At 63.5% G+C, this 26278-nt stretch carries 19 protein-coding genes and 1 pseudogene; 14 read left to right on the top strand and 6 right to left on the bottom strand.

Annotated elements, in window-relative coordinates; translation table 11 throughout:
- Nucleotides 1-266: 266 nt before the first annotated feature.
- Complete coding sequence (gene putA, locus AB5975_07660; protein XDR21712.1) at nt 267-4220, bottom strand: trifunctional transcriptional regulator/proline dehydrogenase/L-glutamate gamma-semialdehyde dehydrogenase; 3954 nt, start codon at nt 4218-4220, stop codon at nt 267-269.
- A gap of 357 nt (nt 4221-4577) precedes the next feature.
- On the opposite strand from putA, the gene putP reads away from it, so the two are divergent.
- The 9 genes and pseudogenes from putP (at nt 4578) to AB5975_07615 (ending at nt 15246) form a co-directional block, all read left to right on the top strand.
- Complete coding sequence (putP, locus tag AB5975_07655; protein ID XDR21711.1) at nt 4578-6056, top strand: sodium/proline symporter PutP; 1479 nt, start codon at nt 4578-4580, stop codon at nt 6054-6056.
- Nucleotides 6057-6162: 106 nt separating this feature from the next.
- On the top strand, nt 6163-6999 hold the full coding sequence (locus AB5975_07650; protein ID XDR21710.1) for a 23S rRNA (adenine(2030)-N(6))-methyltransferase RlmJ: 837 nt from the start codon (nt 6163-6165) through the stop codon (nt 6997-6999).
- Nucleotides 7000-7106: 107 nt separating this feature from the next.
- Nucleotides 7107-8864: a carbamoyltransferase gene (locus tag AB5975_07645; protein ID XDR21709.1), complete on the top strand. Its 1758-nt coding sequence runs from the start codon at nt 7107-7109 to the stop codon at nt 8862-8864.
- Nucleotides 8848-9977, top strand: a pseudogene (locus AB5975_07640) (glycosyltransferase). Before AB5975_07645 ends, AB5975_07640 begins: the two are co-directional and overlap by 17 nt.
- The gene (locus AB5975_07635) at nt 9977-10873 is read left to right on the top strand and encodes an antimicrobial resistance protein Mig-14 (protein XDR21708.1); all 897 of its coding nucleotides are present in this window, start codon (nt 9977-9979) and stop codon (nt 10871-10873) included. The pseudogene AB5975_07640 and the gene AB5975_07635 overlap by 1 nt, the downstream one beginning before the upstream one ends.
- Nucleotides 10870-12273, top strand: coding sequence for a PIG-L deacetylase family protein (locus AB5975_07630; GenBank protein XDR22934.1), 1404 nt, complete (start codon nt 10870-10872; stop codon nt 12271-12273). Before AB5975_07635 ends, AB5975_07630 begins: the two co-directional genes overlap by 4 nt.
- Nucleotides 12274-12321: 48 nt before the next feature.
- Entirely contained in the window at nt 12322-13278 is a 957-nt protein-coding gene (locus tag AB5975_07625) for a glycosyltransferase (protein ID XDR21707.1), read from the top strand.
- 65 nt (nt 13279-13343) lie between these two features.
- Nucleotides 13344-14117 (top strand): glycosyltransferase family 2 protein, encoded by a 774-nt coding sequence (locus AB5975_07620; GenBank protein XDR21706.1) that lies wholly within the window; start codon nt 13344-13346, stop codon nt 14115-14117.
- Nucleotides 14118-14154: 37 nt separating this feature from the next.
- Nucleotides 14155-15246, top strand: coding sequence for a glycosyltransferase (locus AB5975_07615; protein XDR21705.1), 1092 nt, complete (start codon nt 14155-14157; stop codon nt 15244-15246).
- Between the two features lie 3 nt (nt 15247-15249).
- Here AB5975_07615 and AB5975_07610 read toward each other — a convergent pair whose 3' ends face one another.
- On the bottom strand, nt 15250-15855 hold the full coding sequence (locus tag AB5975_07610; protein XDR21704.1) for a toluene tolerance protein: 606 nt from the start codon (nt 15853-15855) through the stop codon (nt 15250-15252).
- Between the two features lie 100 nt (nt 15856-15955).
- On the opposite strand from AB5975_07610, the gene AB5975_07605 reads away from it, so the two are divergent.
- From AB5975_07605 to hldE, 3 genes are all read left to right on the top strand, one after another.
- Nucleotides 15956-17131: an O-antigen ligase family protein gene (locus tag AB5975_07605; protein ID XDR21703.1), complete on the top strand. Its 1176-nt coding sequence runs from the start codon at nt 15956-15958 to the stop codon at nt 17129-17131.
- 15 nt (nt 17132-17146) lie between these two features.
- The gene (gene msbA / locus AB5975_07600) at nt 17147-18955 is read left to right on the top strand and encodes a lipid A export permease/ATP-binding protein MsbA (GenBank protein ID XDR21702.1); all 1809 of its coding nucleotides are present in this window, start codon (nt 17147-17149) and stop codon (nt 18953-18955) included.
- Between the two features lie 130 nt (nt 18956-19085).
- On the top strand, nt 19086-20507 hold the full coding sequence (hldE, locus tag AB5975_07595; GenBank protein XDR21701.1) for a bifunctional D-glycero-beta-D-manno-heptose-7-phosphate kinase/D-glycero-beta-D-manno-heptose 1-phosphate adenylyltransferase HldE: 1422 nt from the start codon (nt 19086-19088) through the stop codon (nt 20505-20507).
- Nucleotides 20508-20537: 30 nt separating this feature from the next.
- On the opposite strand, the gene AB5975_07590 is transcribed toward hldE, so the two are convergent.
- The 4 genes from AB5975_07590 to AB5975_07575 all read right to left on the bottom strand — a co-directional run bounded on the left by AB5975_07590 (nt 20538) and on the right by AB5975_07575 (nt 23954).
- A complete protein-coding gene (locus AB5975_07590) occupies nt 20538-21506 on the bottom strand; it encodes a metal ABC transporter ATPase (GenBank protein XDR21700.1) in 969 nt (322 codons plus the stop codon).
- Nucleotides 21507-21558: 52 nt separating this feature from the next.
- Nucleotides 21559-22371: an aldo/keto reductase gene (locus AB5975_07585; GenBank protein XDR21699.1), complete on the bottom strand. Its 813-nt coding sequence runs from the start codon at nt 22369-22371 to the stop codon at nt 21559-21561.
- Nucleotides 22368-23543: an NAD(P)/FAD-dependent oxidoreductase gene (locus tag AB5975_07580; GenBank protein XDR21698.1), complete on the bottom strand. Its 1176-nt coding sequence runs from the start codon at nt 23541-23543 to the stop codon at nt 22368-22370. Before AB5975_07580 ends, AB5975_07585 begins: the two co-directional genes overlap by 4 nt.
- Nucleotides 23544-23621: 78 nt before the next feature.
- On the bottom strand, nt 23622-23954 hold the full coding sequence (locus AB5975_07575) for a multidrug efflux SMR transporter (protein ID XDR21697.1): 333 nt from the start codon (nt 23952-23954) through the stop codon (nt 23622-23624).
- A gap of 87 nt (nt 23955-24041) precedes the next feature.
- Between AB5975_07575 and AB5975_07570 the strand changes: the two genes are divergently transcribed.
- Together AB5975_07570 and waaA are read left to right on the top strand one after the other, a co-directional pair.
- Entirely contained in the window at nt 24042-24932 is an 891-nt protein-coding gene (locus AB5975_07570) for a LysR family transcriptional regulator (protein XDR21696.1), read from the top strand.
- Nucleotides 24933-24943: 11 nt separating this feature from the next.
- Entirely contained in the window at nt 24944-26215 is a 1272-nt protein-coding gene (gene waaA / locus AB5975_07565) for a lipid IV(A) 3-deoxy-D-manno-octulosonic acid transferase (GenBank protein XDR21695.1), read from the top strand.
- The last annotated feature ends 63 nt before the right edge of the window (nt 26216-26278 follow it).

Below are 26278 nucleotides of genomic sequence, written 5' to 3'. Positions count from 1 at the left end.
CCATGAGGTATCGAAGGGGACGCAGTCGCTCTTTATCGATCTCCAGCCATGCCACCCAGGGTACGCGCGCCATAGGCACAGGAGAGACTGACCCGAAACAAATGTAGGAGCGGCCTTGCGTCGCGATGCGCCGCGCGGGCGGCGCTCGGTCTCACAGGCGCAGATAATGCTGTGGCGAGAACCTGTCAGCCCAACCCTATCTCAAGACAACCGCCCATAAAAAAGGGAGAGCCTAAGCCCTCCCTTTTCTTCAACAACCCTCAGCCTCAGCCAATGGTCATCAGGCTGGCGTTACCACCCGCCGCCGCAGTATTCACACTCACCGCCCGCTCAATCACCAACCGCTCCAGCGCAATCTGGTGATCCCCGCTGGACAGCCCGTGCACACCGACGATCGCCCCGGCGCGCTTGGCCACCTGCTGGCACACGCTGCGCAGCTGGTCCGAGTCGCCATGGTGGATCACGGCGTCGAACGCCACGTCATCCTTGTTCCAGTCCGCCACCAGCTTGACCTTGGCCTGCAGCTCACGCGGCAGGCGGGCACGCAGGGCCTTGCCCGGTTCGCTGTCAGCCCACACCGCCGAGCTGCCAACGGCCAGTACCGCAGCCAGTTGCGCCAGCAGGTCGGCTTCGTTGTCCGCCAGGCACAGCACGTGCTCGCGCGGCAGGATGGTGTAGCTGTTGCGCTCGCCGGTCGGGCCTGGCAGCAGGCGGGCGATGCCGCTTTGCGACTGGCTGGCGAACTGGTCGCACAGCGCAGCCAGGTCAGCCAGCTGGTTGCTCTCGGCCCAGGCCTTCAGACCATGCAGCGGCTTGATCAGCTGTTCGTGCAGGGTGCGGTCTGGCTTGCCTTCGCCGTCCTGCTGCTGGAAGTGGCGGCCAATCGCGTCGGCCGGGCGGGTCGACAGCAGGCGGTACAGGTACAGCGGGCCGCCTGCTTTCGGGCCGGTGCCGGACAGGCCTTCACCGCCGAACGGCTGCACGCCCACCACCGCACCGACAATATTGCGGTTTACGTACATGTTGCCGGCATTGGCGGTTTCCACCACCTTGGCGATGGTCTCGTCGATGCGGGTGTGCACGCCGAGGGTCAGGCCATAGCCAGAGTTGTTGATCTGCTCGATCAGCTGGTCCAGGTTGCGGCGGTTGTAGCGCACCACGTGCAGTACCGGGCCGAAGATTTCACGCTTGAGCTCGTCGAAGCTGTCCAGCTCGATCAGGGTTGGCATGACGAAGGTGCCGCGCTTGATCTCGGCAGCATCGGCAATGGCAACCTGATAGACCGAGCGGCCTTTTTCACGCATGCCCTGGATGTGCTTCTCGATGCCGGCCTTGGCTTCGGCGTCGATCACCGGGCCAATGTCCACGGCCAGGCGGTCCGGGCAGCCCAGGCGGCTTTCGGCCATGGCGCCCTTGAGCATTTCGATCACGCGGTCGGCGGAGTCTTCCTGCAGGCACAGTACGCGCAGGGCCGAGCAACGCTGGCCAGCGCTGTCGAAGGCCGAGGAAACCACGTCGATCACCACCTGCTCGGTCAGTGCCGAGGAGTCGACGATCATCGCGTTCTGGCCACCGGTTTCGGCGATCAGCGGGATCGGGCGGCCCTGGTTGTCCAGGCGACCGGCGACGTTGCGCTGCAGCAGGCGGGCGACTTCGGTGGAGCCGGTGAACATCACGCCTTTGACGCGCTCGTCACCGACCAGGCCAGCACCGACGGTTTCACCGCGGCCTGGCAGCAACTGCAGCACGCCCTCGGGGATGCCGGCTTCCAGCAGCAGGCGCACGGCCTGGGCGGCGATCAGCGGGGTTTGCTCGGCGGGCTTGGCCAGTACCGGGTTGCCGGCAGCCAGGGCTGCGGCCACCTGGCCGGTGAAGATCGCCAGCGGGAAGTTCCATGGGCTGATGCACACCACCGGGCCCAGCGGGCGGTGGGCGTCGTTGCTGAAGTCGTTGCGTGCCTGCACCGCGTAGTAGCGCAGGAAGTCCACGGCTTCACGCACCTCTGCGATGGCGTTGGCGAAGGTTTTGCCGGCTTCGCGGATGAGCAGGCCCATCAGCGGTTGGATCTCGGCCTCCATCAGGTCGGCGGTGCGCTCCAGAATGGCGGCACGTTCGGCGGGTGGGGTGGCCTGCCAGATCGGTGCGGCGTTCAGTGCACACTGGATGGCGTTGTCGACATCGGCGACGGTGGCCTCCTGCACATGGCCCACCACATCGCGAAGGTCGGCCGGGTTCAGCACCGGCACGGCAGCGCTATCGCTGGCGGCGCAGGCCAGCAGCGGGGCGGCTTTCCAGTCGTTGTGAGCGGTGGCCAGCATGGCGCAGGACAGCGACGCCAGGCGGTGTTCGTTGGCCATGTCGATGCCGGCCGAGTTGGCCCGCTCGTTGCCATACAAGTCGCGCGGCAGCGGGATGCGTGGGTGCGGCAGGCCGATGCTGCCTTCCTGGGTGCCCATGCGCTCGATGCTGGCGACCGGGTCGGCGACCAGTTCCTGGATGGAGATGGAGTGGTCGGCGATGCGGTTGACGAACGAGGTGTTGGCGCCGTTTTCCAGCAGGCGGCGTACCAGGTAGGCCAGCAGTGTTTCGTGGGTGCCGACCGGCGCATAGACGCGGCACGGGCGGTTCAGCTTGCCATCGGCAATCTTGCCGACCACTTGCTCATACAGCGGCTCACCCATGCCGTGCAGGCACTGGAACTCGTACTGCCCCGGGTAATAGTTCTGCCCGGCGATGTGGTAGATGGCCGACAGGGTGTGGGCGTTGTGGGTGGCGAACTGCGGGTAGATGGCTTCTGGTACGGCCAGCAGCTTGCGGGCGCAGGCAACGTAGGACACGTCGGTGTACACCTTGCGGGTGTACACCGGGTAGCCTTCCAGGCCTTCGACCTGGGCACGCTTGATCTCGCTGTCCCAGTAGGCGCCTTTAACCAGGCGGATCATCAGGCGGTGGCGGCTGCGCTTGGCCAGGTCGATGACGTAGTCGATCACGTACGGGCAGCGCTTCTGGTAGGCCTGGATGACGAAACCGATGCCGTTCCAGCCCGCCAGCGAAGGTTCGAAGCACAGGCGCTCGAGCAGGTCGAGCGACAGCTCCAGGCGGTCGGCCTCTTCAGCGTCGATGTTCAGGCCGATGTCGTACTGCTTGGCCAGCAGGGTCAGCGACAGCAGGCGCGGGTACAGCTCTTCCATCACGCGCTCGTACTGGGCACGGCTGTAGCGTGGGTGCAGTGCCGACAGCTTGATCGAGATACCTGGGCCTTCATAGATGCCGCGGCCATGGGAGGCCTTGCCAATCGAGTGGATGGCCTGCTCGTAGGACGCCAGGTACTTCTGCGCGTCGTGTTCGGTCAGCGCGGCTTCGCCGAGCATGTCGTAGGAATAGCGGAAACCCTTGGCCTCGAAGCGGCTGGCGTTGGCCAGGGCTTCGGCGATGGTTTCACCGGTGACGAACTGCTCGCCCATCAGGCGCATGGCCATGTCGACGCCCTTGCGGATCATCGGCTCGCCGCTCTTGCCGATGATGCGGGTGAGCGAGGAGGTGAGGCCGGATTCGTTATGGGTGCTGACCAGCTTGCCGGTCAGCAGCAGGCCCCAGGTAGCGGCGTTGACGAACAGCGACGGGCTGTTGCCCAGGTGCGGCTGCCAGTTGCCGGTGCTGATCTTGTCGCGGATCAGCGCGTCGCGGGTGCCCTTGTCAGGGATGCGCAGCAGCGCTTCGGCCAGGCACATCAGTGCCACGCCTTCCTGGGACGACAGCGAGAACTCCTGCAACAGGCCCTGGACGATGCCGGCACGGCCGCCAGCGCTCTTCTGGTTGCGCAGTTTTTCGGCGATGCCGGCTGCCAGCTTGTTGGTGGCTTCGGCCAATGGCGCGCTCAGGCGTGCCTGCTCCAGCAGCATCGGCACCACTTCCTGCTCGGGGCGGCGGTAGGCGGCAGTGATCGCCGAGCGCAGTACCGACTGCGGCAGGATGCTCTCGGCGAATTCGAGGAAGCACTGGTGGCTGTGGTCGGCCTGGACTTCACCGGCATCATCGGCCAGGTTGCTGACATGACCGTTGAGTTCGGTCAGGGTGGCACCACCCTCGAGCTTCTCCAGATAGTTGAAGATCGCTTGCTTGATCAACCAGTGCGGCGTGCGGTCAATGGACTGCGCAGCTGCTTTGAGTCGCTCACGGGTCGGGTCGTCGAGTTTGACCCCAAGGGTGGTCGTCGCCATTTCTTATCCTCGTTATTGCCACGGCTGTGGCCTAAGCTGGCGCCAAGAGTAGCTGTAGGACAATTCGGGTGCAACCAGGTGCAACCCGAATTTTTTCTGAAGAAGGTGCAACTCGTCCGACAGGCATTTCCACACCTTGAAAAGGGGTGCTTTCGGTGCGTTTTATTCTGAAAAACCGCCTTTTTGCTCCAAAAAGGAGCAAAAAGGCTGCTGTTACGAAAAATGCTCGGCAAGGTGCAACTTGCAAATGAAAAATGGTTGCACCTGCTTTGCGTTGTTGCATAGGATTCGCCGCCTGGGTGCAACCGCCATGGCTGCGGTTGTGCATGAGATAAAAACAAACGCCAGGGCACACGCATGGGCAATCCACTAACGATCACTTTTGTGGTCTACATCGCGGCAATGGTGCTGATCGGCTTCGCCGCCTATCGCGCCACCAACAACCTTTCCGATTACATTCTGGGCGGTCGCAGCCTGGGTAGCGTGGTCACCGCGCTGTCTGCCGGCGCATCCGACATGAGCGGCTGGCTGCTGATGGGCCTGCCGGGCGCCATCTACTTCTCGGGCCTGTCCGAGGCCTGGATCGCCATCGGCCTGACCGTTGGTGCCTACCTGAACTGGCTGTTCGTGGCCGGCCGTCTGCGTGTGCAGACCGAACACAACGGTGACGCACTGACCCTGCCGGACTACTTCTCCAGCCGTTTCGAAGACCAAAGCGGCCTGCTGCGGATCATTTCGGCGATCGTCATCCTGGTGTTCTTCACCATCTACTGCGCTTCCGGCATCGTTGCCGGTGCCCGTCTGTTCGAAAGCACCTTCGGCATGTCGTACGAGACAGCCCTGTGGGCCGGCGCCGCGGCGACCATCGCCTACACCTTCGTGGGTGGCTTCCTGGCGGTAAGTTGGACCGACACCGTGCAGGCTTCGCTGATGATCTTCGCGCTGATCCTGACCCCGGTGATCGTGCTGATCTCCACGGGTGGCTTCGACACCACCTTCGCTGCCATCGAGGCGGTCAACCCGGCCAACTTCGACATGTTCAAGGGCGCTACCTTCATTGGCATCATCTCGCTGATGGGTTGGGGCCTGGGCTATTTCGGTCAGCCGCACATCCTGGCGCGTTTCATGGCCGCCGATTCGGTGAAATCGATTGCCAAAGCCCGTCGCATCTCCATGACCTGGATGATTCTGTGCCTGGCCGGTACCTGTGCCGTGGGCTTCTTCGGTATCGCCTACTTCTCGGCCAACCCTGATCTGGCGGGCCCGGTGACCGAAAACCACGAGCGCGTGTTCATCGAGCTGGCGAAGATCCTGTTCAATCCATGGATCGCCGGTGTATTGCTGTCGGCCATTCTGGCGGCGGTGATGAGCACCCTGAGCTGCCAACTGCTGGTGTGCTCCAGTGCCCTGACCGAAGACTTCTACAAGTCGTTCCTGCGCAAGAACGCTTCGCAGCTCGAGCTGGTGTGGGTCGGCCGTCTGATGGTGCTGGCCGTAGCCCTGATCGCCATTGCCATGGCTGCCAACCCGGAAAACCGCGTGCTGGGCCTGGTGGCCTACGCCTGGGCCGGCTTCGGCGCTGCCTTCGGCCCGGTGGTGCTGATTTCGGTACTGTGGAAAGGCATGACCCGCAACGGCGCACTGGCCGGTATCGTGGTGGGCGCAGTGACCGTGATCGTGTGGAAGCAGATCGATACCTGGGGCCTGTACGAAATCATCCCAGGCTTCCTGCTGGCGAGCATCGCCATCGTGCTGGTGAGCAAGATGGGCAGCCCTTCGAAGGCGATGGTGCAGCGCTTCGAGACTGCCGATGCGGCGTACCACGCTGACAAGTAACACCCGTTGAATTGGCGGCGCCTGCTCAGCGGGCGCCGCCAATCAGCAGCCAGGCCTGACTCCGCCTGCAAGGCAAGGTAAACTTGCCCTCCCCGCAGGAGTTGCCATGAACTATCGTCACGCCTTCCACGCCGGCAACCACGCCGACGTCCTCAAACACATCGTGCTGACCCGCCTCATCGCCCTGATGTCGCGCAAGGAGCAGCCGTTCGCCTACATCGATACCCACGCAGGCCTTGGCCTGTACGACCTGCAAGGCGACCAGGCAACTCGCACCGGCGAGTACCTGGAAGGCGTCGCTCGTCTGTGGAACCGCGATGACCTGCCGGCCATGGCCGACGACTACCTGCGCGTCATCAAGCGCCTGAACGCCGACGGCGAGCTGCGCTACTACCCAGGTTCGCCCGAACTGGCCCGCCGCCTGATGCGCCAGCAGGACCGTGCCCTGCTCAACGAGAAGCACCCCGAAGACGGCCCGCTGCTCAAAGAGAACATGAAGAAAGACCCGCGCGTGGTCGTGCATCTGGGCGAAGGCTGGCATGTGCCGCGTGCCTTGCTGCCTGTGCAGGAAAAGCGCGCGATCATGCTGATCGACCCGCCGTTCGAACAGGCCGATGAGCTCAAGCGTTGCACCAATGCCATGAAAGAGGCGATTGGCCGCATGCGTCAGACGGTTGTGGCCATCTGGTACCCGATCAAGGACCAGCGCTCGCTGACCCGCTATTACCAGGACCTGACCAGCACCGGCGCGCCGAAATTGCTGCGGGTCGAGCTATACGTGCACCACCAGGACAGCCCGCAGGGCCTTAATGGTTCGGGCCTGGCCATCGCCAACCCGCCGTGGGGCCTGGAAGAAGAGCTCAAGGAGTTGTTGCCTTGGCTGGCCAAAGAGCTGGCGCAGACGGACGGTAGCTACCGCATGGATTGGCTGATCGCCGAATAATACAGGTTGCCGCGTTGCGCACATGTTTGCGTTATAATTCCGCCCTTTAGCCGCCACCCGCCCAAGAGGCAGCTGGCGCATTTTTACCGAATGAAGAGGCTAATCCCTTGGCATTGACGATTCTTGGCCTGTCCGGCGCCCTTAGCCATGACCCTTCCGCGGCCCTGTACATTGACGGCAAGCTGATTGCCGCCGCCGAAGAAGAGCGCTTCGTGCGTGACAAGCATGCGAAGAACCGCATGCCCTACGAGTCGGCGAAGTTCTGCCTGGAACAGGCAGGCATCAAGCCGTCCGACGTCGACGTGGTAGCCATCCCGTTCGCCCCGATCAGCCTGTTCGGCAAGGCGCGCTGGCACTATGCCAAGCGCTACTGGTACGCCCCGGATCGCGCCCTCGACGCCATCCTGATGGGCAACCGTCGCTACAAGCGCTACCGCAAGAAGATCGTCTGGTGCCTGGAGCAACTGGGCTTCGACCCGAAAAAGGTCAAGATCGAGCCGGTCGAGCACCACCTGGCCCACGCTTCCAGTGCGTACCACTGCTCGGGCTTCAAGGAAAAAACCGCGATTCTCGGCATTGACGGTAAAGGCGAGTACGCCACCACCTTCTTTGGCTACGGCGAAAACGGCAAGATCCACAAGATCAAGGAATTCTTCGACCCGGACTCGTTGGGCGGCCTGTACGGCGCGATCACCGAGTTCCTCGGCTTCGAGATGCTCGATGGCGAGTTCAAGGTCATGGGCATGGCGCCTTACGGCGACGCCAGCAAGTACGATTTCTCGCGCCTGGCCAGCTTCGAAAACGGCGAGCTGGTGATCAACACCGAGTACGCCAACGTCATCGGCCTGCGCCGCTATAAAGAGAAGGGCAAGGGTTTCTACTTCTCGCCGAAACTGATCGAATGGCTGGGCCCCAAGCGCGAAGGCGACATCGCCGACGAGCCGTACATCCACTACGCGGCCAGCATGCAGGCGCTGTTCGAGAAGCTGGCGCTGCAGATGATCGACCACTACCTGGGCGACACCCTGCGTGAAACCGGCAAGCTGGCCTTCGCCGGCGGCTGCGCGCTGAACGTCAAGCTCAACCAGAAGATCATCGCCCGCCCGGACGTGAAGGAACTGTTCGTCCAGCCGGCCTCCGGCGACGCCGGCACTGCCGTTGGCGCCGCAGCCTACGTTTCCCACGCCCGTGGCGTACCGGTCGAGAAGATGGAACACGTCTACCTCGGCCCTTCGTACTCCAACGAGGACGTGATTGCCGCCTGCGCCCGTCATCCGAACCAGCCGAAGTGGCGCAAGCTTGAGAACATGCCCCAGCAGATCGCCAAGATCATGGTGGATGGCAATCCGGTGGCCTGGTTCCAAGGCCGCATGGAGTTCGGTCCGCGTGCCCTGGGTGGCCGTTCGATCATTGGCTGCCCGAGCGTCGAAGGCGTGGCCGACCGCATCAACCACCAGATCAAGTTCCGTGAACGCTGGAGACCTTTCTGCCCGTCGATGCTCGACACCGTTGCCCCGCAGATGATCAAGGTCGACCACCCGGCGCCATTCATGACCTTCACCTTCGAAGTGGCTGAGGAGTGGAAGACGCGCGTACCGGAAGTGGTGCACGAGGACGGCACTTCGCGTGCCCAGGTGCTCAAGCGCGAGTACAACCCGCGCTACTACGACATGATGAAGGCGCTGGAAGACCTGACCGGCAACGGCGTGTCGCTGAACACCTCGCTGAACCGCCGTGGCGAACCGATGATCTGCTCACCGACCGATGCCCTGAACATGTTCTTCGGCTCGGACCTGCAGTACCTGATCATGGAAGACATCCTGGTCGTGAAGGACGGCGCCGCCGCCTATGACCAGCCGCTCTGAACCGCGCATCCTGCAGTTCTGCCATGGTTATGACGGGCCTTTCCTCGACTGCGCCCGTCAGTACGCCAGCCTGTTCCAGGGGCGTGGCTACCAGGTCACCACGGTGTTCCTCACCGGGGCAGCCGACCCGCAGGTAGCGGCCGGCTGTGCGTCGGACGAGGTGTTGTTCCTGGAGTTCAGCTCCAAGGCCGTGCGCGGTTTGAAGCTCGGGGCGATCCGCGCGTTGCGGCGGATCGCGGCCGAGCGCAACTTCGCCTTCTGCATCGCCCACCGCTTCAAGCCCATCTACGTCGCCCTGCTGGGTACCGGCCTGCCGGTGATTGGCGTGCACCATGCCTTTGGTGACTATGAGCGCAAGGGCCGCCGGCTGTTCGCCAACCTGTTCAGCAAGCGCCTGAGCCTGCTGGGTGTGTCGGACGCGGTGCGTGACGACATGCGTCGGTGCCTGCCACAGTGGCCGGCCGAACGCATCCAGACCCTGTACAACCGCATCGACATCGACGCCCTGCAAATGGCCCTGGTGCCGCATGCCGAGGCGCGCCAGGCCCTGGGCCTGGATGCGCAGGCGTGGATCGTCGGCAACGTCGGCGCTTGCACCCGGACAAGGACCAGGCCACTTTGTTGCGTGGCTTTGCCCAAGCGCTGCCGGGGCTGCCGGCGGGTGCTCGCTTGGCTATCCTCGGCAAGGGCCGCCTGGCGGACGAACTCAAGGCCTTGGCTGCCGAGCTCGGTATTGCCGGGCAGGTGGACTTCCTGGGTCAGGTGCCGGATGCGCGGCGTTACTTCCAGGCCTTCGATGTGTTCGCCCTGAGCTCCGACCATGAGCCGTTCGGCATGGTCCTGCTCGAAGCCATGGTCGCCGGCGTGCCGGTGCTGGCCACGGCCTGTGGCGGTGCCCGCGAAGTCGTCGAGGGTGTTGGCGTGCTGTTCCCGTTGGGCGATGCTGCCCAGCTGGCTCAAGGCCTGAAGCACATGGCCACGCTGGACGCCGAGCAGCGCCAGGCTTGTGCCGAGCACATGCTGCAGCGCCTGCGTGAGCGTTTCTCCGACCAGGCAGTGCGCGAGGCCTTCTGGCAGCTGCCGCAGGTGCGTGCGCTGGTGGGGCAGGCCTGATGCTCAATCGTATCCAGGCCTTCCGCGAACGCGGTTGGCAAACTGTCGACGCCAAGGCCTATGCCGAGGCATGGGCGCGCTTTGGTGGCAGTGTCGCCACCCATCCGCTGGTGGTCGAGCAACTGGCTGATCTGGCGCAGATCCCGGTGCGATACCTGGGTTGGTATCAGGCCGGTGAGCTCAAGGCCGCCATTCCCACCTGGGGGCACCACCTGGCGCTGGCCAAGGACGTGCTCAAGCGTGCCGGCAAGAAAGCCCTGTTCGACCTTGGCAATGCCGAAATCATCCTGCCGGCGGCGGCCGATGCCGCGGCACCGTTGCGCCATACCGTGCGTTACCTGTCCGAGCTGAACCAAGGGCGCTTCAGCGGCCTGAAGGCGCAGAAGGAGCAGTTGGCGATGGCCCGGGCGCCCGAAGATCTGTCGAAGAAGTTTCGCTACAACCAGCGCCGCGAACTGCGTCTGCTGGAAGAGGCGGGCGGCGTGGTGCGCCCGATCAGTGACTTCGCTGCCCAGGACATCGCCAGCATGTACTGCGACCTGTTCCTGCGCCGCTGGGGCTTTCCAGCCACAGGCGCCGAGCGCATGGCCGATGTGCTGGAGCGCCTGCGCGAGCTGCTGATCGGCTCGGTGCTGCTGCTGGACGGCAAGCCGATTGCCATCCAGTTGGTGTACCGCGTCGAAGCGCCAGAATGGATCAGCGTCGAATACATCAATGGCGGCGTCGACCCTGAAACCAAGGCCTTCAGCCCCGGCAGTGTGCTGAGCTTCCTCAATACCCAGGCCGCCTGGGAAGATGCCCGCGCGCGCAACAAGCCACTGCGGTTCTCGTTCGGCCGTGCCGACCGCGAGTACAAGGACCGCTGGTGCAACCCCGTGCCGGTGTATCAGGCGTGAGCCGCAAGCAGCAGTTGCTCAAGCGCCACCGGCGCAACAAGCGCCTGGGCCTGCTGGTGGGCCTGGTCGCGCTTGTCGCCCTCGGTGTTTTCAGCTGGTGGTGGCTGCCACTGCTGCTGTTGCCGCTGCTCTGGGCTGCCCATGAAGCCTGGTTTGCCGACCACCTGTTCTATGCGCCAGGTGAGGACTATGCCTACGACTTTGGCGACCAGGCGCAACCGGTACCAGCCAGCCTGCAGGACGGTCTGCTCAAGGCCGAGTGCGCGCTGCAGGGCGACGAAACCCTGGTGCTTGAGCTGCACGTAAAAAGCAGCTGGCTGGGGCGGTTTCTCGACCCTCGGGTCGAGCTGACCGCTGCCGATCAGTCCGATCGGCAAACGTTCGAGCGTGGTGTCGATGGCGTGCGCTTCCTCAATCTGACTGGCTTGGCTGCGCCGCTGCAAGCCGGCACGTTGTGCCTGCGCGGTCGGCATTGCCGGCTGCAAGGCCAGGCTCGGCTGTGGAAAACCCCAGCGGTCGAGCTGCAGCGGCGTCGGGTGATGGTAATCGCGCCACATGCCGACGACGCCGAGCTGGCCGCGTATGGCCTGTACAGTCAGGCCGACGAAACCTGGGTGGTGACCCTGACCGCCGGTGAGATCGAGGCCGAGCATTATCAACAGATGGGCCTGGCAAAAGCTGAGGCCGCGCGTCTGAAGGGCCGCCTGCGTGCCTGGGACAGCATCGCCGTGCCGCGTTGGGCCGGTGTGCCGGAGTCGCGTTGCGTGCAGCTGGGTTACTTCTGCCTGCAACTGCCTGCCATGCAGGCCGCGCCCGACCAGCCTGCCGTTTCTCGTGAAGCCGACCTCGCCGATATTCGCCTGTTCCGCCAGTTCAACCCGTTCCCGTTGCCGGGCGACCGCGATGGCGCGCCAACCTGGCACAACCTGCTGGCCGACCTGCGTGCCTTGCTGGAACTGGCAAGGCCAGAGGTGTTGGTGATGCCGCACCCGCAACTCGACCCGCATCCCGACCACATCTGCGCTCAGGCGGCAGTGCTGGAAGCCCTGCAAGGCCTGGCCTGGCAGCCACAAACCCTGCTGTGCTATGCCAACCACCTGCATGACAACGACCGCTGGCCTATGGGCGACAGCGGCGATGGCGTGGCCCTGCCTCCGCAGTTGAGCGCTGCGCAGGCCTGGGCACCTTGCAGCCTGGTCCTGGACCGGGCTACCCAGCACGACAAGGCCATGGCCCTGGGCATGATGCACGACCTGCAGCCGCCCGCGCCGTTCAAGCGCCGCCTGCGCCGCTGGTTGCAACGCTGGCTGGCCGCGCGTCGGCCGTCGCCTTATGGGGAGAACGAGTTCTTCCGCAAGGCCGTGCGCCGACACGAACTGTTCTGGCGACGTGAACTGTAAGCACGCCCCATGGTTGACCGCGATGGCGCAGAGCGCCCAAGGAAAGCAATGAAAGTCCTATTTCTGGTACAGAAGGAACAGCGGGCGATTCTCGACCGCCTGTACGACGGCGTCGCGGCCAACTGCGAATGCGACCTGCGCTGGCTGACCAGCGAAGACCAACGCAACCTGCGTCGCTATTTCAAGCGTGAAGTGCAGGTTGAACGCTATGACCGCATCGTGTTCTTCCTGCGCTTCAAGCAGGAGATACGCCAGGTGGCCTTCATCCGTACCGTGCCGAACCTGGTCATCCTCGAGCACGACGCCTACCAGAACTACATCCCGTGCAAGTACACCGGCAAGTTCAGCGCCCATTACCGGCAACTGCCATGGGCCCGGGTGATCAGCTCTGGCTACATGGTCAGCGAACGCCTGCGCCAGGAGGGTTTTGACGCGGTATTCGTGCCCAAGGGCTACGACGAGCAGTTGCTGACGGACCAGGGGCGTGAGCGCGATATCGAACTGGCCTTCGTCGGCAGTGTCAACAGCGTGGCCTACAGTGGTCGCAAGGCGCTGCTGGACGAGTTGGGGCAGGTCGAGAACCTGCTGGTAACCCGCACCAAGTCGGGTGAGGACTACTGCAACACGCTCAACCGTATCCGTTTTTTCGTCAGTGCCGACGTCGGTATGGGCGAATACATGATCAAGAACTTCGAAGCCATGGCCTGTGGCTGTGTGTTGCTGGCGTACGACCAGGGCGAGGAAGAAAACCGCGCATTGGGCCTGCAGGACATGCACAACGTGGTGTTCTATGACAACATCCCGACCCTTCAGGAAAAGCTCCGCCGCTTGCGCGCGGACCCTGATCTGGCCCGGCAGATTGCAGAAAATGGCCGCCATTTGGCGGTTTCCCGTTTCAGTTTCGGCGCAGTTGGACGTAGCATCGTCGACCACATGCGCCCGGCGCTCAGGCCCCACCCGCCATTGTCTGCATGGCAGCGGCTGCGCCTGAAGCTGGGCATCTAAATAAGAGCTTTCACGCCCAGGAGCGGGTTGTTGAAAGCCGACAGTCGCAATGCGGAGGGAGTCCGGTGCGCTTTTCAAATGAGAGTGACGTCACGCTCGTCGTGACCAGTTGTGGGCGGTTCGATCTGCTCAAAGACACCCTTGAGAGTTTCGATCGCTACAACACCGCGCCCATTCGCGAGGTATTCATCACCGAAGATTCCGGTGACGATGCCGTGCATGCCGCTGTGCCGGAGCACTGGAAGCCGTACTGCAAGGTGTTCGTCAATCGGCCCAAGCTTGGCCAATTGCCGTCTATCGACCTGGCTTACAGCCACGTCAAGACGCCGTACATCTTTCACTGCGAAGACGACTGGCATTTCTACCGCCAAGGCTTCGTCGAAGACTCGCGGGCCATTCTGGAGGTCAGCCCCAACCTGTTGCAGGTGTGGCTGCGCAGCCATGCCCACGACCTGGCTATCCACAGCCCGTACATCCACCTGGGTGATCGCCAGGTAATCGCCGGCGTGCCGTGTTATCCGCTGCTTTCCGAAAAAGCCGAATGGCAGGCATTCTCGCTCAATCCTGGCCTGCGTCGCTTGAGCGATTACCAGCGCTGCGCGCCATTTGCCGCCTATGCTGGAGAGAAGGCGCTTTCCCGACGCTACGCTGAGTTAAATCTGACAGCGGTCACCTTGGAGGGTGATGCAGTCTTGCACACAGGATTCGGTAATCACGTGACCTTGCCCATTGAAGTGGAGCGTAAGGCCAAGCGTCGTCAACGTGATCGGATAAAGCTGGCATTGACGCTGGTGACGGGTGCCTTGATCGGCATGGGTATCACCATTTTTGTTCAATGAAGTCGCTGTCCCACCTGACATGAGCGGGAGAGGGCCCATGAACATCGTCAATATGATGTGGGCGGGTGGAACGCCGTACATGTCCATCCACAAGGTGCATCGGCAGGTGTTGTCGAACGCGGGTGCCGATGCCCGGATCAGTAACTGGCTGCTGCTGGGCAGCGGGCTCTGCTGTGGGCTCGGTTCTACCCGGGAGTGGCACATGCCGTCACGTGCGCTCAAAGGGCGGCACTTGTGGCGCTTGCTTCGCCCGTGGCTGCGCATGCGCTTGCGCAAGGCGCTGGCCGAAGCCAGGGCAGAAATCGTGCTGCTCGACGGTATTGGCGTCGCGCGGCTGGTGCTGCCGTTGCTGCAGAACATTCCCGAGGTGCGCGCCAAGGTGCTGTTCCATGGCAAGACGCGTCTGCACGCCAGCGATATTCGCCTGTTGCGCAGGCTCCCGGCCGAGCGCCTGAGTATCGCAGCGGTGTCGCAGACCTTGGCCGAGTCGCTGGAACGCGATCTGGGCAGGCCGGTGCAGACGCTACGCATGGCGCTCGACCCACTGGCGTTCGTCGAGCCGTTGCTGAGCCGGGACCAGGCCAGGCAGGCGCTGCGATTGCCTCAGGCCGGCGGGGTGATGTTGGGTGCGGTAGGGCGTTTGGTAGAGAGCAAGGGCTTTGAAATGCTGATCGAGGCATTCGCCAAAGCCTGTGCTCGGCAACCGAGCCTGCAACTGGCGATCATTGGCGAGGGGCCGCAGCACGCCGCGCTCCAGGCACGTATCGACGCGCTGGGCCTGGCTGGGCGGGTTCATCTATGTGGCCACCGCGAAGACCTGCAGCAGTTGTATCGGGCCTTCGACTGGCTATTGGTGCCTTCGCGTTCCGAAGGGCTGGGGCTGGTAGTGCAAGAGGCCGTGATGGCCGATGTGCCGGTGGTGTGCAGCGACCTGCAAGTGTTCCGCGAGCAGTTGCGCGACACCGGGGGCTACCTGCCCATTGCCGACGAGAGCGCCTGGGCCGAGGCGATCGAGCGTTGTTCGGCGTTGAGCGCTTCGGCGGTTGCCGCGCAGCAGCGCCAGGCGTTGGCGCCGGAGCAGGCCTGGCAGGCGTTCTGCAACGGCTCGCAGAGCCTGTTGCGCAGCTGACGCTCAGCGCGCCAGCAGGGCTGCCTCGAAGGCGGCGAGGGGGAACCGGTCGCCCAGGTTCTCCCGCTCGATATAGCGCACCATATGCTGCACATTGCGCCGAATCATGCGTGCCGACAGCGGCGGGCGCAGGAAACGCATATCGGCCACGTCGATCAGGCCCAGGCGCTGGTCGGGGGTGACCACCACGTTGCCCAGGTGCAGCGAGCGAAAGTACACACCGCTGCGGTGCAGCTGGCGAATCAGTTCGATCAGGCGTGGCAGGTAAACGTCCCAGCTGAAGCCTTCATCGCGCGACATCTGCAGCAGCGTGCGCCCGGGCAGCGGGCGATACAGCACGGCGGTGCGGCCAGGCAGGTCGAGCTTGTGCTGGCTGATCACCTCGAGGGTGGGGATGCCCAGTTGCGCCAGCTGCGCGGCGTTATCGACAAAGCGCTGGGAGTAAGGGCGCAAAAGCGCAGATGAAATCAGTCGCTTCCTACGAAAAACCTTAAGGAAATTTCCATTCGCGAGCAGGTAGACTTTGGCACCATGGCTGTCTGCCTCAAGCACCTGTGCGCCTTGTGTCAGCTGATCGAAGTCGACCTGGGTGAGCCGGGAGCATTGCATGAATAGAGCCTTGTCGTCTGGCGAGCAAAATGACCGGCAATAATGCCGAAAATAATGCTGTAGCACCATGGATGGTGTCTTTGATTCATCGGGGGAAAGGATGTTGTATCAAAAAAGCTGGGCACGGGCCTGGTTAGGTTTGGGTCTGGTCTGGTTCCTGGCGGCGATTGCCCTGGCACCGAGCAACAAGGTTTATCAGCAGGGGCTGGTGTTGTTCCTGTGGCTGCCGACGCTGGTCTTGGCCTGGTCGGCGCGTGACGTGCTGGTGCAGGCCTGGAAGCGCCAGCCGGCGCTGTGGGGGAGCGTGCTGCTGCTGTTGGCCTGGAGCGGGCTGAGCCTGGTGTGGTCATCTGCGGAAGATGACGGGCGCGAGATCAAACGGCTGCTCTACATCCTGGTGTTCCTGTTGGCTTTCCCGTTGCTCGCCCAGCTTGGCCTGGGCCGTATTCGCCAGCTGTTGCTGCTTGGCAGCGCGCTACTGGCCATTGCGGCACTGGTCTCGATCATCAAGTTCTATGGGTTGCAGCGCATGCCTTTGCTGATGAGGCTGGCGGGTATCGGTGAGATATCCCACCCCATCCTGGGCGCCTATGTCATTGGCTCGGCCGTGCTCTTCCTGCTCTACGAGCCACCTCGGCAACGAGGCTTGCAGCTGTTGTGGCTGGCGGCACTGGCTTGCCTGGGGGCCTTCGCCATGCTCAGCCAGAGCCGTGGGGCGCTTCTGGCGCTGGTGATCACCGTGGTGATGGCGCCGCTGTGGTTCCGCGACCGCCACAGCCGAGTGTTTTCCATCCTCGCAGTCATTGCCACGGGCCTTGCTTTCTACTTGGTGTACGATCTGATCGCCAAGCGTGGCTCGTCGTACCGGCCGGAAATCTTCCATGCTGTGGTGGACATGATTGCCGCGCATCCCTGGACTGGCCTGGGCCTGGGCTCGGCCTACGAGGTGAGTGCGGTTGGCAAGCATTTTGACCATACCCACAACATGTTCACCCACATCGCGGTCGAGATGGGGCTGCCCGGTATGCTGCTGTGGACCATGGTATGGCTGTTCACGCTGGGTGAAATCGTGCGCGCGCGCGGCACCCTGTTCGGCAAGGTCCTGCTGGGGTTCTGGGTGTATTCGACCCTGGCCATGCAGTTCGATGCTGCCAGCCTCACTGGTACGCCGCGTGCCGAATGGTTCATCAGCTGGCTGCCGGTGGGCCTTGCCATGATGCTGCCATGGGGGCGTGCCGAAAATGACGCCTGTGGTAAAATTTCCGGTTCAACCTGAACAGCGAGCTCGATAATGGCCGAAACCCCGCGACCGGCGGAGCACACCTCCAGCCTGAAGATCTACTTCCGGCTGCTGAGCTATGTGAAACCCTATGTCGGCATTTTCCTGCTGAGCATTGTCGGTTTCGTGATCTTTGCCTCGACCCAGCCGATGCTGGCCGGCATTCTCAAGTATTTCGTCGATGGCCTGAGCAACCCCGAAGCGGTGTTGTTCCCCAACGTGCCCTACCTGCGTGACCTGCAATTGCTGCAGGCGGTGCCGCTGCTGATCATCCTGATCGCCGCCTGGCAGGGCCTGGGCTCGTTCCTCGGCAACTACTTCCTGGCCAAGGTGTCCCTGTGCCTGGTGCACGACCTGCGTGTGGAGTTGTTCAACAAGCTGCTGGTGCTGCCTAACCGCTACTTCGACAACCACAACTCCGGTCACCTGATTTCGCGCATCACCTTCAACGTGACCATGGTCACCGGCGCGGCCACCGATGCCATCAAGGTGGTGATCCGCGAAGGCCTGACCGTGGTGTTCCTGTTTGCCTACCTGCTGTGGATGAACTGGCACCTGACCCTGGTGATGGTCGCCATCCTGCCGGTGATCGCGGTCATGGTCAGCATCGCCAGCAAGAAATTCCGCAAGCAGAGCAAGAAGATCCAGGTGGCAATGGGCGACGTTACCCACGTGGCGTCGGAAACCATCCAGGGCTACCGCGTGGTCCGCAGCTTCGGCGGCGAGGCCTACGAGGAGCAGCGTTTCGGCAAAGCCAGCCAGAGCAACACCGACAAGCAACTGCGCATGACCAAGACCGGCTCGCTGTACACGCCGATGCTGCAACTGGTGATCTACAGCGCCATGGCCGCGCTGATGTTCCTGGTGCTGTTCCTGCGGGGCGAGTCCACCGCCGGTGACCTGGTAGCCTATATCACTGCTGCTGGCCTGCTGCCCAAGCCGATTCGCCAGCTGTCAGAAGTCAGCTCGACCATCCAGAAGGGCCTGGCAGGTGCCGAGAGCATCTTCGAGCAGTTGGACGAAGAGCCTGAGCTGGACACCGGTACTGTCGAGAAGGAGCGTGTGGAAGGGCGCCTGGAAGTGCGCAACCTGAGCTTCACCTACCCGGGTACCGAGCGTGAAGTGCTGAGCGACATCAGTTTTGTCGCCGAACCTGGGCAGATGATCGCCCTGGTCGGCCGTTCCGGCAGTGGCAAGTCGACCTTGGCGGCGCTTATCCCACGCTTCTATCACCACGACCAGGGGCAGATTCTGCTCGATGGCGTGGAAATCGAAAACTATCGCCTGCGCAACCTGCGTCGCCATGTTTCGCAGGTAACCCAGCACGTCACCCTGTTCAACGACACCGTGGCCAACAACATCGCCTACGGTGACTTGGCCGGTGCCCCACGCGCAGACATCGAAGCCGCCGCAGCCGATGCCTACGCCAAGGAGTTCGTCGACCGGCTGCCGAAGGGCTTCGATACCGAAGTGGGAGAGAACGGTGTACTGCTGTCCGGTGGCCAGCGCCAGCGCCTGGCAATTGCACGGGCGCTGCTGAAAAACGCGCCGCTGCTGATCCTCGACGAGGCTACTTCTGCGTTGGATACCGAGTCCGAGCGGCATATCCAGGCTGCCCTGGATCACGTGATGCAAGGCCGTACCACGCTGGTGATCGCTCACCGCCTGTCGACGATCGAGAAGGCCGACCAGATCCTGGTCATGGACCAGGGCCGCCTGGTCGAGCGTGGCACGCATGCCGAGCTGCTTGCGGCCAATGGCCATTATGCCCGCTTGCATGCCATGGGCCTGGATGAGCCGGCCAAGGCCGATATCACCTGAACCCTCCTTGATCGGGGCCGTCATGGCCCCGATTGTCACGGGAATTTTCTGGGTACGATCTGGCCATAAAGCCGTCGACTACCCTGTGCTAATATCCTGCCCCTGTTCATTATTTCCATATGGGTTGCCCATGAAGTTGTCCATGCCGCGTTTCGATCAAGCCCCGGTACTGGTGGTCGGCGATGTCATGCTCGACCGCTACTGGCATGGCGGTACTTCGCGTATTTCGCCTGAAGCGCCAGTCCCGGTGGTCAAGGTCGATCAAATCGAGGATCGCCCCGGCGGCGCGGCCAACGTTGCCTTGAACATTGCCGCGCTGGGCGCGCCGGCTTCGCTGATCGGCGTCACCGGCCAGGACGAAGCTGCCGACAGCCTGGCCAACAGCCTGCAGGCTGCCGGTGTGCGTTCGGTGTTCCAGCGCATCGCGCACCAGCCGACCATCGTCAAGCTGCGGGTCATGAGCCGTCACCAGCAACTGCTGCGTATCGATTTCGAAGAGCCGTTCGCCACCGACCCATTGTCGCTGGCCACCGAGGTCGACAGCCTGCTCGAGGGCGTCAAGGTGCTGGTTCTGTCCGACTACGGCAAAGGCGCGCTGAAGAATCACCAAAGCCTGATCCAGGCGGCGCGGGCCAAAGGCATTCCGGTGCTGGCCGACCCCAAGGGCAAGGATTTTTCCATTTACCGTGGTGCCAGCCTAATCACCCCGAACCTCAGCGAGTTCGAGACCATCGTTGGCCGTTGCACCGATGAGGCCGACCTGGTTGCCAAGGGTTTGCAACTGCTGCAGGACCTGGACCTCGGCGCCTTGCTGGTAACCCGTGGCGAGCACGGCATGACCCTGCTGCGCGTGGGCCAGCCGGCGCTGCACCTGCCGGCGCGGGCACGTGAAGTGTTCGACGTGACCGGTGCCGGTGATACCGTCATCTCCACCCTCGCCGCAGCCATTGCCGCTGGCGAGGACCTGCCCCATGCTGTGGCCCTGGCCAACCTGGCGGCAGGCATCGTGGTCGGCAAGCTGGGTACGGCGGCCATCAGCGCCCCTGAACTGCGCCGCGCCATCCAGCGTGAGGAAGGCTCCGAGCGCGGTGTGCTGGGCCTGGAGCAACTGCTGCTGGCCATCGATGACGCGCGGGCACACAAAGAGAAGATCGTCTTCACCAACGGCTGCTTCGACATCCTGCATGCCGGGCATGTCACCTACCTGGAACAGGCACGGGCCCAAGGCGATCGCCTGATCGTCGCGGTCAACGACGATGCTTCGGTCAGCCGCCTGAAAGGGCCGGGCCGGCCAATCAACAGTGTCGACCGGCGCATGGCCGTACTGGCCGGCTTGGGCGCGGTGGACTGGGTGATCAGCTTCCCGGAAGGCACCCCGGAAAACCTGCTGAGCCAGGTCAAGCCGGATGTGCTGGTCAAGGGTGGCGACTACGGCATCGACCAGGTGGTGGGTGCCGATATCGTCAAGGCCTATGGCGGCACCGTGAAGGTGCTGGGGCTGGTCGAGAACAGCTCGACCACGGCGATTGTCGAGAAGATTCGCAAGAACTGATACAGCTGGGGCTGCAGAGCAGCCCCGCTATCACTTGTTCAGGCTAGTACGAGCCCGCTCCAGCAGTGCCCGCGCCTTGTCGCCAAAGCGCTGCAGGTGCGATGCCTTCACCGGCTTGTTTTCCACCAGCCCCTGCTGCTTCACCCAGTCCTTCCAGCGTACCCGCTCATCCGCCACCACCCAGCCTTCCTGCCGGGCAAAACTCTCGGCCAGGTACAGCCCGCGTGTGCTCGCCGGCACCAGCTCATCCTTTTTAAGCGTATACAGCTCCGCCAGCGGCTGGCCGTCCTTTAACGGCATCAGATAAAGGTCTGGCCGTTTGCGGTTGAGTCGCGCCACCAGCTGGCCGCCCTCCAGCCGTTCATCGACGTGGAACAGGCTGAGTTTCTTGGCCTCACGGGGTACCTGCAGGCGCATATCGTAGATCAGTTGCAGCGAGGCGGTGGGCAAGTGCACATAGGCCCGTGGGCGCTCCAGCAGCATCAGCTGGCCGCAGTGTACCGGGCGTGCTGCGCCGGACTGCGGGGCCAGCACGAAGTGCGGCGTTTCACGGTAGTGCAGGGCGGCAGCGTAAGGGACGGGCAGCCAGGTATCGTTGAAACGCCCGCCAAGCCAGCCCTCTGGGGTTTCCAGCAGGCACTCCTCGGCCACTTCCTGCACAGCCGTGTGCAGCGGCAGGTTCAACTCCTGCGCCGGTACATAACCGGAAATCAGTTTCAGCACCACGTCGCCACGGTCTTGCCGGCGCTGGCGCACCAGCACCCAGTAATCGCGGTTTTGCCAATGCAGGGTAAGGCGCACCGACACGCCCAGGTTTGCCAGTTCGACCACAAAACGCTGCACGTCGGGTAACTGGATCGCCTTGCGCCGCTGCTGGGTCTGGGCAAAGTTCAGCGGCATGCCGATGCTTTGGTAGATCAGGCCTTCAGCCGTGGCCTCGACATGCAGTGGCAGTGTCTTGAAGTTGCTCGGGTTCTTGCGGATCAGCGTTCGCGCCACGAGGCTACTCCTTGCGTCGGGTCAGTCTCCTGGCCCTTGGGCCAGGGGTAACTCAATGCTGGCCCAGGATACGGGCGACGGTGGCCACGTTATGGGCCAGGTGCAACGGGTTGATGGTGCCGACGATAGCACTGCTGACGCCGGGGTGGGCGAACAGCAGCTCAAAGCTGGCCTGCACCGGGTCAACGCCCGGGGCCAGGCAGATATGCCCGCTGGCCAGGGCCTTTTTTACCAGGATGGCCTTGCCGTGTTCGGCAGCGTAGTCCAGCACCGGGCGTTCTGCCTGCTCGTTGAGGTTGTAGGTGACCATGGCGCAGTCGCCTTGCTCCAGCGCCTTCAGGCCGCCGGCGACGGTCTTGCCGGACAGGCCGAAGCCAAGGATCTTGCCCTCCTGCTTGAGCGCTGCCAGGGTCTGGTAGACCTCCTGCTGTTCGAGGATGGCCAGGTCGTTACCGTCGGAATGTACCAGTACCAGTTCGATGCGGTCGGTTTCCAGGCGTCGCAGGCTGCGCTCCACCGAGCGGCGGGTGTGGGCGGCACTGAAATCGAAATGCGATTGGCCTTGATCGAATTCTTCGCCGACCTTGCTGACGATCACCCATTCATCGCGCTGGCCGCGCAGCAGCGGGCCGAGGCGTTCTTCACTGCGGCCATAAGCCGGGGCGGTGTCGATCAGATTGATGCCAAGCTCGCGGGCCTGGGCCAGCAGCAAGCGGGCTTCGTCATCGCCGGGGATGGTGAAGCCGGTGGGGTATTTCACACCTTGGTCGCGGCCCAGTTTTACCGTGCCCAGGCCCAGCGGTGAAACCTTGAAGCCGGTGCTGCCCAGCGGGCGATGGAAGTCGTGCAGGGTTGGCAAGGTCATGGCAGCAGTTGCTCCCAAGCCGGTACGCCCAGCGGTGGGCGTGGCAGGTCGGCCAGGTCGGCTTGTGCTTGTGGACGGATGCCGTCACGCTCCAGGTGGCTGATGACCCGGTCGCTGAAGTCAGGTGCCAGCGCCAGCTTGGTCGGCCAGCCCACCAGCAGGCGCTGCTGGTCGGCAAGGAAGGCATTGTCCGGGCGTACCAGGCCCGATTGCGCAGGTTCGGCGCGGTCGACGCGCAGGGTGGCCCAGCGCACCAAGCTTTGGTCGACCCATGGCAGCAGGTTGGCGATTTCCTTTTGCGCTGCGGCGATTTGTGCGGCTGGCTCGCGCGCCACGCCATCGGCTTCGGCCAGGTCGCCGCCCAGGTACCAGACCCACTGGCCATCGGCTGCCGGATGAGTGGTCACCGTAACGCGCGGCTTGGGCCCGCCACCCAGGCAGTGAGCGTAAAGGGGTTTCAGGTTGGCGCCTTTGGCCATGACCATGTGCAGCGGCCGTGTTTGCATGGCCGGTTGGTTCAGGCCCAGGGCGTGCAGCAGTTCCTCGGTGCCGGCGCCGGCGCTGAGCACGACGCGTTGGGCACGGATGTCGCGACCGTCAACGCGCAGGCCGACCAGCTCGTCGTTTTCGCGCAGCGGCTCAATGCGCTCCCCAGCCAGCAGGCTGTCGCCCGCCAGTTCGGCCAGGTTGGCCAGCAGGCTGGGCACGTCGATGACCAGTTCGGCCAGGCGGTAAACCTTGCCCTTGAAGGCGCGGTCTTGCAGGGCCGGCGGCAGTTGCTCACCTTTTACTTGGTCGACTCGCCCACGTACGGCCTTGCTGGCGAAGAAGCTGGTGAGGTTGCCGGCCAGGGTGCCTGGCGACCACAGGTAGTGCGCATCGGACAGCAGGCGAGTGCCGCTCAGGTCCAGTTCGCCGCTGCCGCTCAAGGCTTCGCGCCAGCGGCGCGGCATGTCGGCAATGGCTTCCGAGGCGCCGGTCAGGGCACCGTGCAGGGCGTACTTGGTGCCGCCGTGGATGATGCCCTGCGACTTGATGGTCTGCTCGCCGCCAAGGCTGGCGCGCTCCACCAGCACTGTCGAGTAGCCCTGGCGGCGCAGGCGGGCATTGAGCCAGAGGCCTGCGACCCCGGCGCCGACGATCAGCACGTCAGTGGAAATGGCAGATGGCATGGCGGTACCTCGAAGACTGGGACAGCTGGCAAGTATACAGGCTATACCTGAGAGGGCCCTATCGCCGGCAAGCCAGCCTCAGTGCCCAGCCGCTTTCGAAAACAGCTGTATCACCACCACGCCCCCCACAATCATGGCCATGCCCAGCATCGCCGGCACATCGAGCTTCTGCCCGTAGATCACCAATGCCGCCACACTGATCAGCACAATCCCCAGCCCCGACCAGATGGCATAGGCAATCCCTACAGGAATGCTGCGCACCACCAAGGTCAGCATCCAGAAGGCAACGCCATACCCCACCACCATCAGCAGCAGTGGCAACGGCGTGCTCAGGCCCTTCACCGCTTTCATCGAAGCGGTGGCGATGACTTCTGCGCAGATGGCAATGGCGAGGTAGGTGTAGGCATTCATGGCGGGATCCTCCGGTAACTGGTTGGGCATTCTAGACCTTGGCCAGATGCGGTAAAGTCATTACCTATCTGATATGGGGATAGGATGATGGCTGAGCAATGGAGTCTGGAGCAGTTGCGTATTTTTTTGCGCGTCGCCGAATTGCGCTCGTTTTCTGCCGTGGCCCGCGAACAACGCAAGGCCCAATCGGCCATCAGCAATGCCATCGCCCTGCTGGAAGCAGACTTGGGTGTCACGTTGTTCGAGCGCAGCAGCGGCCGGCAACCAAAACTGACCGAAAGTGGCAGCGCGTTGCTGGAAGACGCCCGCGAACTGCTGCGCCAGTGCGAACACCTGGATGGTCGCGCCCTGGCCCTGATGCGTGGGCAGGAGGCCTTGCTGCGGGTTGCTCAGGATGAGGCCATGCCTTATCAACCGGTGATCGACAGCCTCGACGAACTGGCCAGCCGCTTCCCGTACCTGGAGGTACAACTGGCCAGCGGCGCCCAGGGCGATGTAGCGCGCAAGCTGGTTGAGCGCCGAGCCGATCTGGGGCTGTTCTTCCACCATGAAAGCATCCCGTCTTCGCTGGAGCGTCGCGTCCTGGGCAGCGTCGAAATGGTCACGGTGTGCGCAGTCGGCCACCCGCTCGCGGGGCAAGGCCGGGCAACCCGCCAGCAACTGGCGCGCCACCGGCAATTACTCATCACCCCACAGCAAAGCGGTTACCCTGGCGGCGAGGCAATCAGCCCGCAGGTATGGCGTGCCGACAGCTTCTACGCCATGGCTGAACTGCTGATGCGTGGTCTGGGCTGGGCCTGGCTGCCGCGGCACGTGGTGCAGTACCCGACCTACCAGGCGCACATGGTCGAACTGGACAGTGAGTGGCGCCCGCCGGCGCTGGTGGCGGAGCTGGCCTGGCGCCGCGATGAGCCACTGGGGCCCGCTGCGCAGTGGCTGGCCGAGCGCTTTGCAGTACACCTGCGTGCGATCGGGTAAACTTCGCCGCCATGAACAGAACACTCTATACCTTGCTGTTTCACCTGGGCCTGCCGCTGGTTGCGCTGCGCCTGTACCTGCGCGCACGCAAGGCGCCGGCCTATGGCCAGCGTATCGGTGAGCGCTTTGCCTTCAAGCTGCCGACCATGCGCCAGGGCGGCATCTGGGTGCATGCGGTGTCGGTGGGTGAGAGCATTGCTGCCGCGCCCATGGTGCGTGCCCTGCTCAAGGCCTACCCCGAACTGCCCATCACCCTTACCTGCATGACTCCCACCGGTTCCGAGCGTATTCGCGCCATGTTCGCCGACGAACCGCGCGTGCAGCACTGCTACCTGCCCTACGACCTGCCATGGGCGGCGGGGCGTTTTCTCGACCATGTGCGGCCGAAGCTGGGCATCATCATGGAAACCGAGCTGTGGCCCAACCACATCCACCAGTGCGCCAAACGCGGGATTCCGGTAGCGCTGGCCAATGCGCGGTTATCCGAGCGCTCGGCCCGTGGTTATGGGCGCTTTGCCAAGCTGACCCGGCCGATGCTGGCCGAAATGAGCCTGATTGCCGTGCAGACCGAAACCGAGGCGCAGCGTTTCCGTGACCTGGGTGCGCGCACTGAGTGCGTGCAGGTCACCGGCTCGATCAAGTTCGACCTGCAGATTGATGAGCAACTGCTACCACGTGCAAAGGCACTGCGTGAGCAGTGGGGTGCCGAGCAGCGCCCGGTGTGGATTGCTGCCAGCACCCATGAAGGCGAGGATGCGCTGATTTTGCAGGCGCACCGGCAGTTGTTGCAGGTGCATGGCGATGCCTTGCTGATCCTGGTGCCGCGCCATCCCGAGCGATTCAATGCGGTACACGCGTTGTGCAGCGAGCAATTCGCCACCGTGCGCCGTTCTGCTGGCACGCCGGTCGATGGGCAAACCCGGGTATTGCTGGGCGACACCATGGGCGAACTGCTGTTCCTGTATGCCTTGGCCGACATTGCCTTCGTCGGTGGCAGCCTGGTAGCGACCGGCGGGCACAACCCGTTGGAGCCTGCGGCGCTTGCCTTGCCGGTGCTCATGGGGCCGCATGTGTTCAACTTCCTAGAAATCAGCGCGATGCTGCGCGAGGCGGGGGCGTTGCAGCAGGTGGATGATACCGATGGACTGGCCGGTGCTGTGCGGCGTCTGGTCGAGCTGCCGCAGGATGCCCAACGCATGGGTGAGGCGGGCAGGGCGGTGATGCAGGCCAATCAGGGGGCGCTGCAGCGCTTGCTCGATGGGCTGAGTGCGCTTATCCGCTGATTATTGCATCGCTTTCTTCGCGGGCTTGCCCGCTCCCACAGGATTTGAATTGTGGGAGCGGGC

The organism is Pseudomonas putida, from assembly GCA_041071465.1.
Classification (GTDB): Bacteria; Pseudomonadota; Gammaproteobacteria; order Pseudomonadales; family Pseudomonadaceae; genus Aquipseudomonas; species Aquipseudomonas putida_P.
The sequence above is the reverse complement of the archived record's forward strand: the minus strand, read 5'-3'. Positions and strand labels throughout refer to the sequence as shown.

Coding starts and splice junctions, on each gene's coding strand:
- AB5975_07575 (XDR21697.1), bottom strand. CDS start 23,954: ATGAATGCCTACACCTACCTCGCCATTGCCATCTGCGCAGAAGTCATC.
- AB5975_07580 (XDR21698.1), bottom strand. CDS start 23,543: ATGCCATCTGCCATTTCCACTGACGTGCTGATCGTCGGCGCCGGGGTC.
- AB5975_07610 (XDR21704.1), bottom strand. CDS start 15,855: ATGCAATGCTCCCGGCTCACCCAGGTCGACTTCGATCAGCTGACACAA.
- putA (XDR21712.1), bottom strand. CDS start 4,220: ATGGCGACGACCACCCTTGGGGTCAAACTCGACGACCCGACCCGTGAG.
- AB5975_07570 (XDR21696.1), top strand. CDS start 24,042: ATGGCTGAGCAATGGAGTCTGGAGCAGTTGCGTATTTTTTTGCGCGTC.
- putP (XDR21711.1), top strand. CDS start 4,578: ATGGGCAATCCACTAACGATCACTTTTGTGGTCTACATCGCGGCAATG.
- AB5975_07650 (XDR21710.1), top strand. CDS start 6,163: ATGAACTATCGTCACGCCTTCCACGCCGGCAACCACGCCGACGTCCTC.
- hldE (XDR21701.1), top strand. CDS start 19,086: ATGAAGTTGTCCATGCCGCGTTTCGATCAAGCCCCGGTACTGGTGGTC.
- waaA (XDR21695.1), top strand. CDS start 24,944: ATGAACAGAACACTCTATACCTTGCTGTTTCACCTGGGCCTGCCGCTG.
- AB5975_07625 (XDR21707.1), top strand. CDS start 12,322: ATGAAAGTCCTATTTCTGGTACAGAAGGAACAGCGGGCGATTCTCGAC.
- AB5975_07635 (XDR21708.1), top strand. CDS start 9,977: ATGCTCAATCGTATCCAGGCCTTCCGCGAACGCGGTTGGCAAACTGTC.
- AB5975_07615 (XDR21705.1), top strand. CDS start 14,155: ATGAACATCGTCAATATGATGTGGGCGGGTGGAACGCCGTACATGTCC.
- AB5975_07585 (XDR21699.1), bottom strand. CDS start 22,371: ATGACCTTGCCAACCCTGCACGACTTCCATCGCCCGCTGGGCAGCACC.
- msbA (XDR21702.1), top strand. CDS start 17,147: ATGGCCGAAACCCCGCGACCGGCGGAGCACACCTCCAGCCTGAAGATC.
- AB5975_07605 (XDR21703.1), top strand. CDS start 15,956: ATGTTGTATCAAAAAAGCTGGGCACGGGCCTGGTTAGGTTTGGGTCTG.